Source organism: Sphingomonas sorbitolis (assembly GCF_036663875.1).
Taxonomy (GTDB): Bacteria; Pseudomonadota; Alphaproteobacteria; order Sphingomonadales; family Sphingomonadaceae; genus Sphingomonas.
Genome location: NZ_JAXOJS010000002.1, coordinates 375,337 through 392,082 on the forward strand (window position 1 = coordinate 375,337; position 16,746 = coordinate 392,082).

At 66.6% G+C, this 16,746-nt stretch carries 18 protein-coding genes; 10 read left to right on the plus strand and 8 right to left on the minus strand.

The window, feature by feature from the left end:
• Positions 1-3: 3 nt before the first annotated feature.
• The 7 genes from leuB to thrS all read right to left on the minus strand — a co-directional run bounded on the left by leuB (position 4) and on the right by thrS (position 8,560).
• A complete protein-coding gene (leuB, locus tag U1763_RS07060; RefSeq protein WP_332754659.1) occupies positions 4-1,050 on the minus strand; it encodes a 3-isopropylmalate dehydrogenase in 1,047 nt (348 codons plus the stop codon).
• A 40-nt stretch (positions 1,051-1,090) separates the two neighbouring features.
• Entirely contained in the window at positions 1,091-1,822 is a 732-nt protein-coding gene (recO, locus tag U1763_RS07065) for a DNA repair protein RecO (RefSeq protein ID WP_132735780.1), read from the minus strand.
• A 77-nt stretch (positions 1,823-1,899) separates the two neighbouring features.
• Positions 1,900-2,814 (minus strand): GNAT family N-acetyltransferase, encoded by a 915-nt coding sequence (locus U1763_RS07070; protein ID WP_332754660.1) that lies wholly within the window; start codon positions 2,812-2,814, stop codon positions 1,900-1,902.
• Entirely contained in the window at positions 2,814-3,791 is a 978-nt protein-coding gene (locus U1763_RS07075) for a polysaccharide deacetylase family protein (RefSeq protein WP_132735783.1), read from the minus strand. Before U1763_RS07075 ends, U1763_RS07070 begins: the two co-directional genes overlap by 1 nt.
• An 84-nt stretch (positions 3,792-3,875) precedes the next feature.
• Positions 3,876-5,801: an excinuclease ABC subunit UvrC gene (gene uvrC, locus U1763_RS07080; protein ID WP_132735786.1), complete on the minus strand. Its 1,926-nt coding sequence runs from the start codon at positions 5,799-5,801 to the stop codon at positions 3,876-3,878.
• A 138-nt stretch (positions 5,802-5,939) separates the two neighbouring features.
• Entirely contained in the window at positions 5,940-6,470 is a 531-nt protein-coding gene (infC, locus tag U1763_RS07085; protein WP_031396176.1) for a translation initiation factor IF-3, read from the minus strand.
• A gap of 98 nt (positions 6,471-6,568) precedes the next feature.
• Positions 6,569-8,560 carry a threonine--tRNA ligase gene (gene thrS / locus U1763_RS07090; RefSeq protein WP_332754661.1) on the minus strand — a complete coding sequence of 664 codons (1,992 nt, stop codon included), beginning with the start codon at positions 8,558-8,560 and terminating at the stop codon, positions 6,569-6,571.
• A 134-nt stretch (positions 8,561-8,694) separates the two neighbouring features.
• Between thrS and U1763_RS07095 the strand changes: the two genes are divergently transcribed.
• Positions 8,695-9,243: a hypothetical protein gene (locus tag U1763_RS07095; RefSeq protein WP_332754662.1), complete on the plus strand. Its 549-nt coding sequence runs from the start codon at positions 8,695-8,697 to the stop codon at positions 9,241-9,243.
• A 230-nt stretch (positions 9,244-9,473) separates the two neighbouring features.
• Here U1763_RS07095 and U1763_RS07100 read toward each other — a convergent pair whose 3' ends face one another.
• Positions 9,474-10,289, minus strand: a complete 816-nt coding sequence (locus U1763_RS07100) for an LD-carboxypeptidase (RefSeq protein WP_332754663.1) — start codon at positions 10,287-10,289, stop codon at positions 9,474-9,476.
• 52 nt (positions 10,290-10,341) lie between these two features.
• Between U1763_RS07100 and U1763_RS07105 the strand changes: the two genes are divergently transcribed.
• The 9 genes from U1763_RS07105 to gloB all read left to right on the plus strand — a co-directional run bounded on the left by U1763_RS07105 (position 10,342) and on the right by gloB (position 16,746).
• Positions 10,342-11,739 carry a UDP-N-acetylmuramate--L-alanine ligase gene (locus U1763_RS07105; protein WP_332754664.1) on the plus strand — a complete coding sequence of 466 codons (1,398 nt, stop codon included), beginning with the start codon at positions 10,342-10,344 and terminating at the stop codon, positions 11,737-11,739.
• A gap of 24 nt (positions 11,740-11,763) precedes the next feature.
• Positions 11,764-12,018 (plus strand): DUF6356 family protein, encoded by a 255-nt coding sequence (locus tag U1763_RS07110; protein WP_332754665.1) that lies wholly within the window; start codon positions 11,764-11,766, stop codon positions 12,016-12,018.
• Between the two features lie 230 nt (positions 12,019-12,248).
• The gene (locus U1763_RS07115; RefSeq protein ID WP_332754666.1) at positions 12,249-12,653 is read left to right on the plus strand and encodes a hypothetical protein; all 405 of its coding nucleotides are present in this window, start codon (positions 12,249-12,251) and stop codon (positions 12,651-12,653) included.
• Entirely contained in the window at positions 12,650-12,859 is a 210-nt protein-coding gene (locus U1763_RS07120) for a helix-turn-helix transcriptional regulator (RefSeq protein ID WP_132735806.1), read from the plus strand. The genes U1763_RS07115 and U1763_RS07120 overlap by 4 nt, the downstream gene beginning before the upstream one ends.
• Positions 12,856-13,797 carry an alpha/beta fold hydrolase gene (locus tag U1763_RS07125; RefSeq protein WP_332754667.1) on the plus strand — a complete coding sequence of 314 codons (942 nt, stop codon included), beginning with the start codon at positions 12,856-12,858 and terminating at the stop codon, positions 13,795-13,797. The genes U1763_RS07120 and U1763_RS07125 overlap by 4 nt, the downstream gene beginning before the upstream one ends.
• Before the next feature lie 21 nt (positions 13,798-13,818).
• On the plus strand, positions 13,819-14,583 hold the full coding sequence (locus U1763_RS07130) for an alpha/beta fold hydrolase (RefSeq protein WP_332754668.1): 765 nt from the start codon (positions 13,819-13,821) through the stop codon (positions 14,581-14,583).
• On the plus strand, positions 14,580-15,401 hold the full coding sequence (locus U1763_RS07135; RefSeq protein WP_332754669.1) for a tetratricopeptide repeat protein: 822 nt from the start codon (positions 14,580-14,582) through the stop codon (positions 15,399-15,401). The genes U1763_RS07130 and U1763_RS07135 overlap by 4 nt, the downstream gene beginning before the upstream one ends.
• Positions 15,402-15,596: 195 nt before the next feature.
• On the plus strand, positions 15,597-16,013 hold the full coding sequence (locus tag U1763_RS07140; protein WP_332754670.1) for a VOC family protein: 417 nt from the start codon (positions 15,597-15,599) through the stop codon (positions 16,011-16,013).
• A 7-nt stretch (positions 16,014-16,020) separates the two neighbouring features.
• Positions 16,021-16,746, plus strand: a complete 726-nt coding sequence (gene gloB / locus U1763_RS07145) for a hydroxyacylglutathione hydrolase (protein ID WP_332754671.1) — start codon at positions 16,021-16,023, stop codon at positions 16,744-16,746.

The following is a 16,746-nucleotide window of genomic DNA, read 5'->3' on the forward strand; positions in this document are numbered from 1 at the left end:
GGCTCAGCCGAGTTCGGCGAGAACGGCGTCGCCCATCGCCGAGGTCGACAGCGTGCCGCCGAGGTCAGGCGTGCGCGCGCCCTTGAGGATCGCCGCGGCGACCGCTGCCTCGATCCGGTCGGCCACTTCGGGCAGATCGAGCGAGTGGCGCAGCATCATCGCCGCGGACAGGATCGCCGCGCACGGATTGGCCTTGCCCTGCCCGGCGATATCGGGTGCGCTCCCATGAATCGGCTCGTACATGCCCTTGTTAGAGTCGTTCAGCGCGGCGGACGGCAGCATGCCGATCGAGCCTGCGCACATCGACGCCTCGTCGGACAGGATGTCGCCGAACAGATTGCCTGTGACGATCACGTCGAACTGGCCGGGGTTGCGCACCATCTGCATCGCCGCGTTGTCGACGTACATGTGGCTGAGTTCGATATCGGGATAGTCAGCCGAGACCTCGATCACGACGTCGCGCCACAGCTGCGAGGTCTCCAGCACGTTGGCCTTGTCGACCGATAGCAGCTTGCCCTTCCGGGTCCGTGCAGTCTCGAAACCGACGCGGGCGATGCGCGCGATCTCGGCCTCGTCGTAGCGCATCTCGTCATGGCCTTCGCGCAGGCCATCGGCGGTGGTGCGGATGCCCTTGGCGCCGAAATACACGTCGCCGGTCAGTTCGCGGACGATGACCATGTCGATCGACCGGGCGATCTCGGGGCGAAGCGCGGAGGCGTCCTCAAGGCCGGCGAACAGCTTGGCCGGGCGCAAATTGGCGAACAGCCCGAGCTCCTTGCGCAGGCCGAGAATGGCTTGCTCGGGGCGGAACTGGCGTTCGAGCGCATCGCAGTCGGGATCGCCGACCGCCCCGAACAGGATCGCATCGGCACGGCGGGCGAGGTCGAGCGTCTCGGCGGGAAGCGGATGGCCTACGGCCTTGTACGCGGCGCCGCCGACGAGACCCTCTTCGTAGGTGAGGTCGAGGCCGAGCGTATCGAGCACCCGCCGCGCTTCCGCGGTGACTTCGGGTCCGATGCCGTCGCCGGCCAGTATCGCGATCAAGGGCATGTGCGTTCCTCCTGCGCGGCCCTTGCCGGGCGAGGCACGCTCACGCAACCGCCCTTTTGAGACGGTCGACCAGCCGGTCGCGCGCCGCCAACGGATCGGCGCGACGGTCGACGAGGATGTCGCGCGCCAGGAAATGGCCGGTCAACCGCAGGCCGTCGAAGATATCCGGCCAAACCGCTTCGCCACCGGTGAGAAGGAAGGGCGGCAATCTGAGCAGCTTGGCCTCATAGCCGAACGCCGCCCCACGCGAGACGGCCGCGCCGCTCTTTGGACTGACGAAGCCGAGATCCTCTTCGATTCCGCTCGCGACGCAGCGGTCGAGATCAAGGCCGAAGCCGAGTTCGGCGAGCACCAATAATTCGTACCGGACCAGCGCCGCCGCCCAGCCGCGCGCCGATGGTGCTGCCTCGATCGCGCCGAGTACGCCCTCCAGCGCATCGTGGATCTGCGGATAGGGTTGCGCTTCGGGCAGCGCCGCCGCCGTCAGCGCGGTGGTCCATTCGAGCGCGCCGGCGCCGAGCGGTTCGCCATGCATCTGCGCGCGGCTGTGGATCAGTTCAGCCGTTAGCGACGCGAGCTGCTCGCCGGTGCGCGCCCGCCATTCACCCTGGATGACGTTCGCCTGCAACAGCACCGGGCGCATCGCGCGCGATCGCCCGCCGCGGACGTAGCCGGGCTGGATGCCATCGTTCCGGGTGAGCGCGCGCACGATCGCGCCGTGCTCGCCGTGTTGGCGGACGGCGACGACGATGGCGGCTGCGCGGAGGTGCATGCTGGTCCTATACCCCGCTCCGCATGGGAGAGTGTAAAAAGGTCTCCACCCCTCTTTCCCTCAGGATGGGGAGACGATCAGCGGCGGATCTTCTTTGCGAGCGTGGCCAACGCCGGATGCGTTGCGGCGCGTTTGGCCATCGCAATCGCACTATCGAACCCGCGCAACGCCATCACCGTCACGCGGTTCGCCAGCGTTGGCCGCAACAGCAGCACATCGACGCACGCCGTCCCCCCGGTCGAGAATTGTCGCTTGTGCTGGCCTTCCCCCTCGGTGAAGTCGAACCGTGCGAACCGCTTCTCCGCGAACAGCGCGCGCATCGCCTCGACCTGCAAAACCGAGCCCGGCGACAGGTCGTTCTGCGCCGGATCATGCCCGACATAGGTGTAACACAGCGATTGGCCATCGGCGGTGCAGCACAGATACGCAACCGGCACGCCTGCAATGAACGCCAGCCAAGCACGCACCCTGTCCTGCGCCGCGAGCGATACGAGATGGCGCACCGAAGCCGTATCGTCGGGCAGTCCCGATCCGAGCAGCTTCTCCTGATACGTCGTCGCCGACACCGCGCGGGCGAGCGGGTGGAAGTCGGCGAACGCCGCTACATCGTGATAGCGCCGGATATCGAGCACGCCGCCATTCGCTGCGGCGAGCTTCTTTGCCTTGCGCTTGATCCCCGACCTTGCGCTGCCGGACAATCCCGCGAGCCACGCCGCCTCCCCCGCCGCAAGATCGATATGATACCGCACATAGTGCTGCCGAACGAACGCGAGCAGGCCGTGGCGATCGAGACCGGCGAGCATCAGTTCGGGCAACGACGTCACCAGATATCCATCGGCATCGTCGGGCAGCGGCGGCAGGATCGGTGCTATCGGCGCGAGCACGGCATCGAGCGAAAACGACACGCGCACAAGGCGCCGGGGAATGGTCGCGAGGGTCCGCGCGCCGATCTGGAACTTCAGCGGCAGGCGTCGAACCGCATCGTCCGCCACTACAGCCCGCGCGATCGCGGCCGTTCCTCGACCCAGTTCGACCAGAGCTGTTCGGCCTGCCGCCAGCGGGTCCGCAACTGATCGGGCGCGAGCGGCGTATCCGCGCGGTCGAGCGCGAGCGGCGGGCGATCCGCGAAATGATGCGTCGGCAACACTTCGCGCATCTCCGACAGCATTCCGCACAACGCCGTGAAACGCCGCACATGGACCGCGTTGGGCCGCGTGCCGCTCCGGTTCGCCAGTTCGAAGCCGTGGCTGACGATCGTCACCACCGCATGCCCCGACACCGCGGCATGCTCCAGCGCGTCATAGGTCTCGCCAGCCGACAGCGCGCAGAGCTGGAAGGTGCGGATCTTGTCGCGCCGATCCTCGATCACGGTGACGGGTACTTCGATCACGCCCTTGTCCTGCGAACGGCGGACCGGGGAGATCTGCTGCGCAGGCAGCGAGATGCGGCTCATTCCCGGGGCTTCCGAGCCGTTATGGCTGCTGTCGTAGCTGAACCCGAGTGCCGCGAGCGCGGTCAACGTGTCGTCATTGGCGGCATAGCTGCCGGCGCGGAAGGCGATCGGATGCGGCGCTCCTGCCTCGACCAGCAGTTCGGTGGCGCGCATGAGCAGATCGGTCTGCTCGGCCAGGCTATAGTCGAACAGCGAGAACCGGTCGTGCGCGACACCCCGGTCACCGGCTTTCGCGGTCGTCCAGTTGGGGTGAAGGTGAAGCTGGACCTCCTGCCCCGCGTCTAGGATCGTCTCGATCATGCGACGAATGGGAGCCAGGCCGAAGGTGATGCCGGGCATCGGATCGACAAAGAAACACGCTTTCAGATCGTGCCGCGCGAGTTCGCCCAGTTGATAGGCAAGCCCGACGCCGGCCGGCTCAAGCGACCGCGCGTAAATCGCGTCGCAATCGAGCCCGGCGACGTGATGCCGCCACGCGAACTCCGTATCAATAGTCAGGAAGACGGGCGTGGTCACTGCGCCCTCTCTATCCGAGGATAATGAAGATCGGGTTTCGTTTCCTTACGATCGCAGGCCGCGAGCGTCGCCGACGGCCACCGATCAGCGCGAATGGTAGAAATCATACACCTGTTGCGCGACGCCAGCGGACACGCCGGGCGCCTGTTGCAGATCCTGCAAGCTGGCATTGCGGACCGCGCGGCCGGTGCCGAAGTGCATCAGCAACGCCTTCTTCCGCGCCGGACCGATACCGGGGACCTCGTCGAGCGGGCTGGCGCCGATCGCCTTGCTCCGCTTGTCGCGGTGGACACCGATCGCGAAGCGGTGGACCTCGTCGCGGAGGCGCTGGAGGTAGAACAGGACCGGCGCGTTGACGGGGAGCTGGAACTCGCGGCCGTCGAGCATGTGGAACACCTCGCGGCCGTCGCGGCCGTGCTCGGGCCCCTTGGCGATGCCGACCAGGCACACGTCCTCGACGCCGATCTCCTCGAGCGCGGCCTTGACCGTATTGAGCTGGCCCTTGCCGCCGTCGATGAGCACCAGATCCGGCCAGTCGCCTGAGTCACGATCGGGGTCTTCGGCCTGCGCGCGCGAGAAGCGGCGGGTGAAGACCTCGCGCATCATCGCGAAATCGTCGCCCGGCGCGGTATCCTTGTTCTTGATGTTGAACTTTCGATACTGGCCTTTCCGAAAGCCCTCAGGCCCGGCAACGACCATTGCGCCGGTCGCCGCGGTGCCCTGGATATGGCTGTTGTCGTAGATCTCGATCCGCTGCGGCGGCTCCGGGAGATCGAACAGGTCGGCGACTTCGCGCAAGAGTTTCGCCTGCGTCGTCGATTCGGCCTGGCGGCGCTCGATCGCCTCGACCGCGTTGCGCGTGGCCTGGTCCATCAGGCGGCGGCGATCGCCGCGCTGCGGGACCTGGATCGCGACCTTGTAGCCGGCGCGTTCGCCCAACGCCTCGACCAGCAGCGCGCCCTCCGGCAATTCGCGGTCGAGCAGGATCTGCTTGGGCGGCGGCACGTCCTCGTAGAACTGGCCAAGGAAGCTGGTCAGCACCTCATCCTCGGGGACATCGTTGGTGTGCTGCGGAAAGAAGCTGCGATGCCCCCAGTTCTGGCCGCCGCGGATGAAGAACGCCTGGATGCCGATCAGCCCGTCCTTGCACGCCATCGCGAAGATGTCGGCGTCGCCCACGCCCTCCGCGTTGATCGCCTGCGTGCCCTGGATGAAGGTGAGCGCGCGGAGACGATCGCGGAGCAAAGCCGCGAGTTCGAAGTCCATGTTCTCCGCGGCGGCCTGCATCTGCGCGCCGAGCTTGGCCTGCACGCCGGTCGACTTGCCGCCGAGGAACGCCTTCGCATCCTCGGTCAGTTCCCGGTACGCGGCCTCGTCAATTCGGCCGACGCACGGCGCGGAGCAGCGCTTGATCTGATACAACAGGCACGGCCGGTCGCGGGTCTTGAAGAAGCTGTCGGTGCAACTGCGCAGGAGGAACAGCTTCTGGAGCGCGTTGAGCGTGTTGTTGACCGACCCGGCGCTGGCGAACGGGCCGTAGTAATTGCCCTTCGCGCGCCGCGCGCCGCGGTGTTTCTGGACGCGCGGGAAGGCATGGTCGTCGCGCAGGAGGATGAACGGGAAGCTCTTATCGTCGCGCAGCAACACGTTGTACGCGGGGCGATACCGCTTGATAAGCTGCGATTCGAGCAGCAGCGCTTCGGCCTCGTTGTTGGTCGTGACGATCGTCATCGACCGGGTCTGCGACACCATCCGCTGAAGGCGCTTGGTCAGCCGCTCGACCTGGACGTAGTTGGCGACGCGGTTCCGCAGCGCGCGCGCCTTGCCGACGTACAGCACGTCGCCGCGTGCATCCTGCATGCGGTAGACGCCGGGGCGGATCGGCAGCGTGTCGAGCACGTTGCGGATCGCGGCCACGCCCGCCGCGAGATCGGGCGCCTCCCCGCCGCCGCGGACGGCGAAGGTGGATTTGTCTTCGTTGAAACGGTCGGGGGAATTGGGAGCGGACATCGACTGGAATCTAGGGGCTGAGTGGCGCTTCCGCTACCGCCCGGATGTCCGGGAGCGATGCAGACACGAAAAAGGCCGGTCCGACCCCTGTCGAACCGGCCTCATAGCCTGCGCACCCTGATCGGTGGCGTTGCAGCCTTACTTCGGTGCGAGCACCATCAGCATCTGGCGACCTTCCATGCGCGGGTACGCCTCGATCTTGGCGATCTCCGCGACGTCGTCCTGAACGCGCTTCAACAGGTTCATGCCGAGCTGGCCATGGCTGAGCTCGCGACCGCGGAACCGCAGCGTAATCTTGACCTTGTCGCCCTCGCCTATGAAGTCGTTCACCTTCTTCATCTTCGTGTCGTAGTCGTGGTCGTCGATATTCGGACGCATCTTGATCTCCTTGATCTCCTGCGTCTTCTGCGACTTGCGTGCGAGGTTCGCCTTCTTCTGCGCCTCGTACTTGAACTTGCCGACATCGAGGAACTTGGCGACGGGCGGATCAGCGTTAGGCGACACTTCGACCAGGTCGAGGCCATGCTCGGCTGCCTGCTCGATCGCTTCGCGCGTGTACATCACGCCCAGATTCTCGCCCTCGTGATCGATCACGCGGACCTTCTGGCTCTGGATGAATTCGTTGAATCGCGGGCCGTTCATTGCGGGCGTCTGCATCGGCCGGCGCATCGTGGGAGGACGTATGGGGTTTGCTCCTGAAGTTTCTGACAATATTTGGGCCGGCGTATAGCGCAGAAACCCGCGCTCGGAAAGCCGGCCCCGTTGGATCACATATCGGGTGCGCGGGCCTCGTCCGCAAGACGCGCGATCGCCTCGTCGAGCGTCAGTATGGTCTGAGCCTGGCTGCCGAGCGTGCGCAGCGCGACCTTGCCCTCCTCGGCCTCGCGCTTGCCGACGACCAGCAGGTTCGGCACCTTCGCGAGGCTGTGCTCGCGCACCTTGTAGTTGATCTTCTCGTTACGGAGATCGGTTTCGACGCGGATCCCGGCCGCCTTCAGCTTGGCCGCGACCTCGACCGCATAGTCGTCGGCATCCGACACGATCGTCGCGACGACCGCCTGCACCGGTGCGAGCCAGAGCGGGAAGCGGCCGGCGTGATGCTCGATCAGGATTCCCAGGAAGCGCTCGAACGTGCCGAGGATCGCGCGGTGGAGCATCACCGGACGATGCCGCTCGCCGTCCGCGCCGACATACGATGCGTCGAGTCGCTCGGGCAGCACGCGGTCCGACTGGATCGTGCCGACCTGCCACGTCCGGCCGATCGCGTCGGTCAGGTGAAATTCGAGCTTCGGCGCGTAGAAGGCACCCTCGCCCGGCAATTCCTCGAAGTTCGCCTTGATCGTGTCGCTAAGACCCGACTGCATGACCGCCTCGCGCAGTTCGGCCTCGGCCTTGTCCCACATCGCGTCGTCGCCGAACCGATTGTCGGGGCGCAGCGCGAGCTTCACCGCATAATCCTCGAAGCCGAGATGCTTGTAGACGCTGTCGAGCAGCTCGCAGAATTTGCGCACCTCCTCGACGAGTTGGTCCTCGCGGACGAAGATGTGCGCGTCGTCCTGCGTGAACTGGCGGACGCGCATGATGCCGTGCAGCGCGCCATGCGGCTCGTTGCGGTGGCAGCAGCCGAACTCGGCCATCCGGATCGGCAGGTCGCGGTACGACTTGATCCCCTGCTTGAAGATCAGGACGTGCGCGGGGCAGTTCATCGGTTTCAGCGCCATCAGGTCGCCCTTGCCCGACAGGATTGCGCCCTCGTCCTCGGCATTCGGAATCTCGTCCGGCACCACGAACATGTTCTCGCGGTACTTGCCCCAGTGGCCAGACTGTTCCCACTGCTTGGCGTCCATCAGCTGCGGGGTCTTCACCTCGGCATAATCGGCGGCGTCGAGGCGACGACGCATATACGCCTCGAGCTGGCGCCACAGCACGAAGCCGTTGGGATGCCAGAACACCGACCCCTGCGCCTCGGACTGGAGGTGGAACAGGTCCATCTCCGCGCCGATTTTCCGATGATCGCGCTTGGCGGCTTCCTCGAGGCGGAAGAGGTGCTGGTCGAGCTGCTTCTTGTTGAGCCAGCCGGTGCCGTAGATGCGGCTGAGCATCGCGTTCTTCTGGTCGCCGCGCCAATACGCACCGCTCACGCGCGTTAGCTTGAACGCGGCGGGGTCGAGCTTGCCGGTCGAGGCCATGTGCGGCCCGCGGCACATGTCGAGCCACTCGCCCTGACGATAGATCGTCAGTTCCTCGCCCTCGGGCAGTTCGGCGGCCCATTCGGCCTTGAAGCTCTCGCCCTGCTGCGTCCAGCGGTCGATCAGCTGCTGGCGCGACCAGACCTCGCGCACGAACGGCTCGTTGCGGGCGATGATCGCGCGCATCTCGGCCTCGATCGCGGGGAGGTCCTCGTCGGTGAACGGGCGGTCCTTCGGTGCGAAGTCGTAATAGAAGCCGTCATCGGTCGCAGGACCAAACGTGATCTGCGTGCCGGGGAACAGGTGCTGGACCGCCTCCGCCATGACGTGTGCGAGATCGTGGCGGACGAGTTCGAGCGCGTCGGCCTCGTCGCGCGCGGTGACGAGGGCAAGCTGCGTGTCCCCTTCGAACGGCCGGTTGAGATCGCGCACCTGACCGTCGATCCGTGCGGCGAGCGCGGCCTTGGCGAGGCCGGGGCCGATCGCCGCGGCGACATCCGCGGGGGTAGTCCCGGGCGCAACCTCGCGGACGGAACCGTCGGGCAGCGTGATTCGGAACATTGCGGACATGGGAGACTTTCTCTCAGGGTGACGCGCGCGGACCGATCCGCGCACGGCGTGTATATAAGACGATACGCGCACAGGGCTACTCCAGACGGACATGCGCCGGATTGGGGAGTGGCTGGGCGCTTTGGGAGAGTGCGATGCTGGGTCTGGTGATGATGCTGTCCGCTGCTGCGGGTCCTGCTGCAACATGCGCGCCGACGCGGTTGGCGGCGTGTCGGGATACGAACCAGCTGATCGTGACGCCGGCGTTCACGGCTGCGATCCGGCGGTTCATCGGCAAGCGCAAGGCGTCGTATCTGTATGCAAACGGCGACGTCGCGGATCAGCAGATCGAGGTGCTGCACGGGCCACCCGACGAACCGACGCGGATCGGGAGCCTGTACCGCTTCACCGCGTGTCGCGCGCACAGCTGCCCGGAGAAGGGCGCGGCGGTGCTCGACCCCGCCGGCAGGATCGTGGCGCTGGCGATCCTGTATTCGCCGTGCGCGACGGCGGACACGCGCGACTGCAACCGGCGCGAGGATCTGGTCGTGTTCATGCGCGAGCGGGATCGCTTGCAGCGAGTGGAGGTGGTGGCGAATCTGCGCGCCTGGGCTGTGGAGCAGGCGGCGGAGAGCTATACGGTGCCGGGGCAGCCGAAGGTGCGGTTCGGGGGGATGCAGGTGATCGATCCGACGGCGAGGTGAAACGCCAGCGCTCGGCGTTCTCGCTCAGCCCCTCCGTCATCCCAGCGAAAGCTGGGATCTCCCGGTTCGAGCCGCGACATACGCCAACGGGGATACCCCAGCTTTCGCTGGGGTGACGGTAGAGGGGGTGGGACGGTCGGGCGGGGTTGACGGTCGGGGGGATGACGGTCGAAGCCGGGCACGGACGGGACTTCCTCGCTGCCCTCGCAGCCCCCGCTAGCCAGACCCTCTCAAACCACCCCGAACGGCACCACGCGGTTCGCCTGCGTGTGGCCGATCTCCGCCCGCCCGAGATACGGCACGCCCATGTCACGCGACCAGCGGACCATCATGTAATCCAGCGTTTCGCCCCATGGCGGATCGTTCTCCTGCACCGCGGTCACCGCGCCGAGCCGCAACCCCGCGACACCCTTCAACTGCGTGGCGTTGGCGACTTTGAAGAGCATGCGGTCGATCGCGTACATCGGCTCCGACACCTCCTCGACGATCAGGACGTGATCGGCGAGATCGGGCAGCCACGGTGTGCCGATCAGCGAGGTCAGGATGCTGAGGTTGAACGCCGCTGAAGGACGCCCATCCAGCCCAGGCTCAAGTCCCTCGCGATCGCCTCGCACCATCCAGCCGAGCGACCGCGCTACCGTCGCCTCGCCGTCGTGGCGGTTGATGTCGCTGACCATCGGCCCGTGGACCGGCCGGCCAATCCTGCGGGCATAGAGCGCGCCGAGCAGGAAGCCGACGTCGGAATAGCCGAGATACGTCTTGTGACGCGCCGCGCGGCCGAGTTCGGGCATGACCATCGCGAGGATGCGGTTGGCGCCGTAGCCGCCGCGCAGGAACCAGAGCGCGTCGAATGCCGGATCGTTGGCGTATTCGAGGAACGCCGCCGCGCGGCGAAAGTCGGAGCCGGCGAAGTGGCCGTCGGTCTCCAGGCATTGCGGGTGGAAGACGAGTTCGACCTTCGGGAACGCGGTCGCCGCATAGGCGGTGATCTTGGCGATCGCCGCGGGATTGGTCCGGCTCGACGCGGCGAGGACACCGATGCGCATTGTTCGTGTTCCCGACCTTGCCCCGTTACCAAACCGCCCATATCGCGGCGGCATGGATATCAGCAAACCCTGTTTCTTCGTCGGCATCGGCGGATCCGGCATGATGCCGCTCGCGATGATCCTCGCGGGCCGCGGCGCGACCGTCGCGGGTTCGGACCGCAATCTCGACCAGGGCCGCGTGCCCGCCAAGTTCGACGACCTCGCGGCAAAGGGCGTCGCGCTGTTCCCACAGGATGGCAGCGGGATCGTCTCGGCGGACCAGTTGGTGATCGCTTCCGCCGCGATCGAGGCCACCGTGCCCGACATGATCGCAGCAGACGCGCTCGGCTGCACCCGCTCGACCCGTGCGGCGATGCTGGCGTCGCTGTTCAACGACAGCCGGTTGCCGATCGGCGTCGCCGGGACGAGCGGGAAGTCGACTGTCACGGGCATGATCGGCTGGATCCTGCACGCCGTAGGACGCGATCCGACCGTGATGAACGGCGCGGTGATGAAGAACTTCGCCACGCCGGACGCGCCGTTCGCCAGCGCGTTGGTCGGAGAGGGAGAGGCGTTCGTCAGCGAGGTCGACGAGAGCGACGGCTCGATCGCGGGCTATGCGCCGAAGATCGCGGTGCTCAACAACGTCAGCCTCGACCACAAGTCGTTGGAGGAACTGCGCCTGCTGTTCGGGGACTTCATCGCGAAGGCCGAGACGGCGGTGGTGAATGCGAACGATCCCGACGCCGCCGCGCTCGCTGCACGCCTGCCGCGCGGCCAGGTCACGACGTTCGCGATCGACGCTTCGGCCGATCTACGTGCCGAAAACCTCAAGCCCGAACCGTTCGCGATCCGCTTCGATCTCGTGTCGCGCGGCGTGCGGACGCCGGTGAAGCTGGCAGTGCCGGGTCGGCATAACGTGTCGAACGCGCTCGCCGCGATCGGGGCAGTGATGGCGGCGGATGTGTCGCTGGCCGATGCGGTGAAGGCGATCGCGGGGTTCACGGGCCTGCGGCGACGCTTCGATCTGGTCGGCGAGGCCGGCGGGGTCGCGGTGATCGACGATTTCGGGCACAACCCGGACAAGATCGCCGCGACACTCGACACGCTACACGCGTTTCCCGGCCGGCTGCTGCTGTTCTTCCAGCCGCATGGCTATGGCCCGCTGAAGGTGATGGGCCGCGAACTCGTCGCCACGTTCGTCGAGCGGATGGCGGAGGACGATGTGCTCGTGCTCCCCGACCCCGCCTATTATGGCGGGACGGTCGCGCGGGAAGTCACTAGCGCCGACATCGTCGCGCAGATCGTCGAGGGCGGTCGCGACGCGCGGCACATCGCCGACCGTGCGGAGGCGGCCGCCGCGCTGGTGGCCGAGGCACGGCCGGGCGACCGGATCGTCGTGATGGGCGCACGAGACGACTCGCTGAGCGTGCTGGCGGCGGGCATGGTCGACGCCTTGGCCGCCGCCTGATATAGAGCAAGCAGGAGACTGCCGATGTTTCGCCGCCTGTTCCTCGACCACCCCGCCACCGTCGGCGAGAGCTATGCCGAGCATTTCGGCGTCGCCGGACGCTTCGGGCTGACGATGATCAAGGGCGGGCTCGGCGCGCTGGTCCATGCTTTCGTGCCGGCGCTGTGCAAGACGCGCGGCAGCGACACGGTCGCCGAATTGCACCGCCAGATGGTCGAGAAGCGCGGCGCGGTCGCGGCGGATCAGACGCAGATGAAGACGGTCGAATTCATCATCTGACGCGAGGCGCGAGGTCGTCTCATCGATCCTCCCCCGCCAGGGGGAGGTGGCTGGCGCTTGCCAGACGGATGGGGAGGCCAGCGCCAACCTCGGTTCCGTGTCCTCCCCCTCCGTCACCTTCGGTGCCACCTCCCCCTGGCGGGGGAGGATCGAGATCACTTGTAAAGCGTCATTGACTCTATACGTCTGCAATGACAAGCCTCCTTTACTGATTCGAAAGGACGCTTTCCATGCTCACGAATCCCGCCATCCGCCGTTACAACCGCCGCGTCATGCTACTCAGTCTCGTCTACGCAGCCTTGTTGTTCGCGACGATCTATCTGTTCGTACATGGCTCGGTGCACGGACCGATCGCCTATGTCGCGGCGCTGCTGCCGGCCCTCCCGCTGATCGGCATCTTCCTCGTGCTCGGCCGCTACATCGTCGAGGAGACCGACGAATATCTGCGTATGCTAATGATCCGCCAGTCGCTGGTCGCGAGCGGGTTCATGCTGAGCGTCATGACCGCATGGGGATTTCTCGAAGGCTTCGGGCTGGTACCGCACATCCCCGCTTATTACGCGGCAGTGCTGTGGTTCGCCGGGCTGTGGATCGGCTGGGGCTATAATATCACCACGATGCGCCGCGAAGCATGAAGAACCGCTTGAAAGTTTTGCGTGCCGAGCGCGACTGGAGCCAGGGCGACTTGGCCGAGCGCCTCGAAGTCTCGCGGCAGAGCGTCAATGCGATCGAGACGGGACGCTACGATCCGTCGCTGCCGCTCGCATTCAAGATCGCCGAACTGTTCGACCTCGCCATCGAGGATATCTTCACCAGCCCGTCGAAGGAGCCTGTGACATGATCTCGCATCTCAAAACGCGCCTTGCCGCCACCGCCGTCACGCTTATGATCGTCCTGCATCCGGGCGCGAGCCATGCGCAGGCTGCCCCCGGCACGGCGCATGCTTCGGTCGAAACGACGATGCCCCACATCTCCGTTCGGACAGCAGGCTCAGTTCAGAAGGTCGACAAGGGCACGCCGGTGATCCTCATTCCCGGCCTCTCCTCGCCGCGCGCGGTGTGGGACGGCGTGGTGCCGACGCTCGCCAAGACGCATCAAGTGTATGTCGTGCAGGTCAACGGCTTCGGCGGGGACGATCCGCGCGCGAACCTGTCGCCCGGTATCCTCGACGGGATCGTCGCCGATCTTCACACGCTGATCACCCAGTCGAAGCTCGGCAAGCCCGCCATCGTCGGGCATTCGATGGGCGGTCTGGTCGCGCTGATGCTGGCCAAGACGCACCCGGATGTGGTCGGCAAGCTGATGATCGTCGATTCGCTCCCCTATATCGGCGAAATCTTTGCGCCTGGTGCCACCGTGGCGGCACTCGAACCGCAGGCCAAGGCGATGCGCGCGGGCATGGCCGCCGCGTATGGCAAGCCGGCAAACGTGGCGGCGAACGAAGCGCTTGCCGCGCGCATGGCGCTGAAGCCCGCCTCGCGCACGACCGTTGCCGACTGGGCGGCCAAGGCGGATGCGCGCGTCTCGGCGCAGGCGATGTACGAGGATCTGACCACCGACCTGCGTCCCGCCATCGCGTCGATCGCGGCGCCGATCACGCTGGTCTATCCGTGGAACACGGTGGGCCCGACCAAGCCCGCGGCCGACGCGCTCTATCGGAAGGCCTACGCCACTGCGCCGCACGTCACCTTCGTCGATATCGGCGATGCGGCGCATTTCGTGATGCTCGATCAGCCTGTCGCGTTCCAGGCTGCATTGGACGACTTTCTCCGTCCGTGACGCGCGGCTAAGGATGGCGGCATGACCGATATCGCCCCCGCCACCGCCACCGCCGCCGAGACGCCCCCTGCCAAGGAGCGCCCTCGCCTCGCCTATCACCACAGCCCCGGTACCGGGCCGACGATCGTGTTCCTGTCGGGCTATGCGTCGGACATGATGGGGACCAAGGCGGTGACGCTGGAGGCCTGGGCCAAGTCCGAGGGCCGTGCGTTCCTGCGGTTCGACTATGGCGGCTGCGGGCAAAGCGAGGGCGCGTTCGAGGACCAGACCCTGGTCGACTGGCGCGACGACGTGCTGGCGATGATCGATGCGCTGGTGGAGGAGTCCGCGATCCTCGTCGGATCGTCGATGGGCGGTTGGCTGATGCTGCTCGCGGCGAAGATGCGCCCTGACCTGGTCAAGGGACTGGTCGGCGTTGCGCCCGCGCCCGACTTCACCGACTGGGGCTTCACCACCGACGAGAAGATGGCGTTGCTGAGCAACGGGCGGATCGAGCGGAAGAACCCCTATGGCCCGGAGCCGACTGTCTACACCCGCGCCTTCTGGTCGTCGGGCGAGGCGAACCGGCTGATGTTCGGCGAGATCGCGTTCGATGGTCCGGTCCGACTGGTCCAGGGCCAGCGCGATCCGGACGTGCCGTGGCAGCGGACCGCGCGGTTGGCCGAGTTGTTGCGTTCAGCCGATGTGCAGACATGGCTGGTCAAGGACGGCGACCACCGCCTGTCGCGCGATAGCGACATTTCCCTCATCATCCGGGCGGTCGAAGATGTGATCGCCGCGCTATGATCCTTACCCTGCTTCTCGCCGTCGCCCCGATACAAGGGCCCTCCGCCAAGGCGAGTGTGCCGCAGGCCGGTCCGGCAGACGTCCAGGAGGGTCGCTTCCGTCGGTGCATCGCGCTGGCGGGCACCGATCCGGCCGCGGCGCACGCGGAAGCGGGGCGCTGGCGAATTTCGGGGGGCCGGTATTTCGCACGGGAATGTGCGGGGATCGCGTTTGCGGCCGAGAAGAACTGGCCGTCGGCGGCCGGCGAGTTCGAGGACGCGGCGCGCGAAGCGCAGATCGCCAAGGACACTCGGTCGGGAAATTATTGGGCGCAGGCCGGGAATGCATGGCTTGCCGCCGCGCAGCCAGCCAAGGCGCGCACAGCGCTGGATTCGGCGCTGACGGCGGGGACATTGACCGGATTGCCGCTGGGTGAGGCGCAGCTCGATCATGCGCGCGCGCTGGTGGCGACCGGCGATCTGGAATCGGCGCGGACCGATATCGATCTGGCGCTGACCAATGCAGCGGACGATCCGCTGGCGTGGCTGTTGTCGGCGACGCTGGCGCGGCGCGAGGGGAACCCGGTGCGGGCGAAGAAGGACATCGGCGAGGCGCTGAAGCGATCGGCGGACGATGCTTCGGTGCAGCTCGAGGCGGGGAATATCGCGGCGATGGCCGGCGACGAGACCGCGGCGCGGGAAGCCTGGGGACAGGCGGCGCGGCTGGCGCCGGATACGCCGGTGGGGCGGAGTGCGGTCACGGCGTTGCGGCAGTTCGATACGGGAGGCAGCGCTCCTCGGCCCAGCGCTCCGAACAGCGGCGCTCCGATCGGCCGCTAGCGCCACCACCCCGGCGGAGGCCGGGGCCCAGTTGGAAAGGTGGTTGTAACGAAGCGCCGTCCTCAATTAGCAACGTCCCCCACCTGGGCCCCGGCCTTCGCCGGGGTGGTGGCTTTATGCCCTCCATCACTTGCGGCCCTTTCCCCCCACTCCCCCCATCCCTATCTGCTTCTCCGAACAACCCTCGGAGCAAGCATGAAATACCTCCACACGATGATCCGCGTGAGCGACCCGGCGAAGACCATCGCGTTCTTCGAACTGCTCGGGCTGAAGGAGGTCCGGCGCATGGAGAACGAGAAGGGTCGGTTCACGCTGATCTTCCTGTCGGTGCCGGGCGACGAGGGCGCCGAGGTCGAGCTGACGCACAATTGGGATCCGGAAGTCTATGGCGAGGGGCGTAATTTCGGGCATCTCGCCTACCGCGTCGACAATATCTACGACACCTGCCAGCGGCTCCACGATGCCGGCGTGACGATCAACCGGCCACCGCGCGACGGCCACATGGCGTTCGTCCGGACCCCCGACAACATCTCGATCGAGCTGTTGCAGGCGAACGGCGCGCTCGATCCCGCCGAGCCGTGGGCGTCGATGCCGAACACCGGCAAGTGGTGACACGCTGATGCTCGATATCGTCCGCGTGCCGGTGCTTTCCGACAATTATGCCTGGTTGATCCACGACACCGTCTCGGGCGAGACGGTGGTGGTCGATCCGGGCGAGGCGGGGCCGGTGATCGCCGCGGCCAAGATGCGCGACTGGCGGATCGACCGGGTGTGGACGACGCACTGGCATCCCGATCATACCGGCGGCAATGCCGAGATGAAGGCGTATGGCGCGACGATCGTCGGCCCGGCGGCGGAGGCGGACAAGATACCGACGCTCGACGAGCAGGTTGGCGAAGGCGATGTCGTCCGGCTGGGTGCGCACGAGGCGACCGTGATGACGGTGCCGGGGCACACGCAGGGGCATATCGCGTTCCACTTTGACGACGACGCGGCGATCTTCACCGGGGACACGCTGTTCGCGATGGGCTGTGGCCGGCTGTTCGAGGGGACGCCGGCCGACATGTTCGCGAACATGCAGCGCTATGCGGTGCTGCCGGACGAGACCGAAGTGTTCTGCGGGCATGAATATACGCAGAGCAACGGGCGCTATGCGCTGGTCGCCGAGCCGGACAATGCCGACATCGTCGCGCGTATGGTCGAGGTCGATGCGGCGCGCGCCGAGGGTGAGCCCACGGTACCGACGACGATCGGGCTCGAGCGCGCGACCAATCCGTTCTTGCGGGCGACATCTGTCGAGCAGCTTGCCGCGTATCGTGCGGCGAAGGATAATTTTCGCGGGTAA

Bases quoted from the DNA above. Each gene is read 5' to 3' on its own strand.
- U1763_RS07100 (WP_332754663.1), bottom strand. From the start codon at position 10,289: ATGCGCATCGGTGTCCTCGCCGCGTCGAGCCGGACCAATCCCGCGGCG.
- recO (WP_132735780.1), bottom strand. From the start codon at position 1,822: ATGCACCTCCGCGCAGCCGCCATCGTCGTCGCCGTCCGCCAACACGGC.
- U1763_RS07105 (WP_332754664.1), top strand. From the start codon at position 10,342: ATGGATATCAGCAAACCCTGTTTCTTCGTCGGCATCGGCGGATCCGGC.
- leuB (WP_332754659.1), bottom strand. From the start codon at position 1,050: ATGCCCTTGATCGCGATACTGGCCGGCGACGGCATCGGACCCGAAGTC.
- U1763_RS07095 (WP_332754662.1), top strand. From the start codon at position 8,695: ATGCTGGGTCTGGTGATGATGCTGTCCGCTGCTGCGGGTCCTGCTGCA.
- infC (WP_031396176.1), bottom strand. From the start codon at position 6,470: ATGCGCCGGCCGATGCAGACGCCCGCAATGAACGGCCCGCGATTCAAC.
- U1763_RS07115 (WP_332754666.1), top strand. From the start codon at position 12,249: ATGCTCACGAATCCCGCCATCCGCCGTTACAACCGCCGCGTCATGCTA.
- U1763_RS07135 (WP_332754669.1), top strand. From the start codon at position 14,580: ATGATCCTTACCCTGCTTCTCGCCGTCGCCCCGATACAAGGGCCCTCC.
- U1763_RS07110 (WP_332754665.1), top strand. From the start codon at position 11,764: ATGTTTCGCCGCCTGTTCCTCGACCACCCCGCCACCGTCGGCGAGAGC.
- U1763_RS07130 (WP_332754668.1), top strand. From the start codon at position 13,819: ATGACCGATATCGCCCCCGCCACCGCCACCGCCGCCGAGACGCCCCCT.
- U1763_RS07120 (WP_132735806.1), top strand. From the start codon at position 12,650: ATGAAGAACCGCTTGAAAGTTTTGCGTGCCGAGCGCGACTGGAGCCAG.
- gloB (WP_332754671.1), top strand. From the start codon at position 16,021: ATGCTCGATATCGTCCGCGTGCCGGTGCTTTCCGACAATTATGCCTGG.
- thrS (WP_332754661.1), bottom strand. From the start codon at position 8,560: ATGTCCGCAATGTTCCGAATCACGCTGCCCGACGGTTCCGTCCGCGAG.
- uvrC (WP_132735786.1), bottom strand. From the start codon at position 5,801: ATGTCCGCTCCCAATTCCCCCGACCGTTTCAACGAAGACAAATCCACC.
- U1763_RS07125 (WP_332754667.1), top strand. From the start codon at position 12,856: ATGATCTCGCATCTCAAAACGCGCCTTGCCGCCACCGCCGTCACGCTT.
- U1763_RS07140 (WP_332754670.1), top strand. From the start codon at position 15,597: ATGAAATACCTCCACACGATGATCCGCGTGAGCGACCCGGCGAAGACC.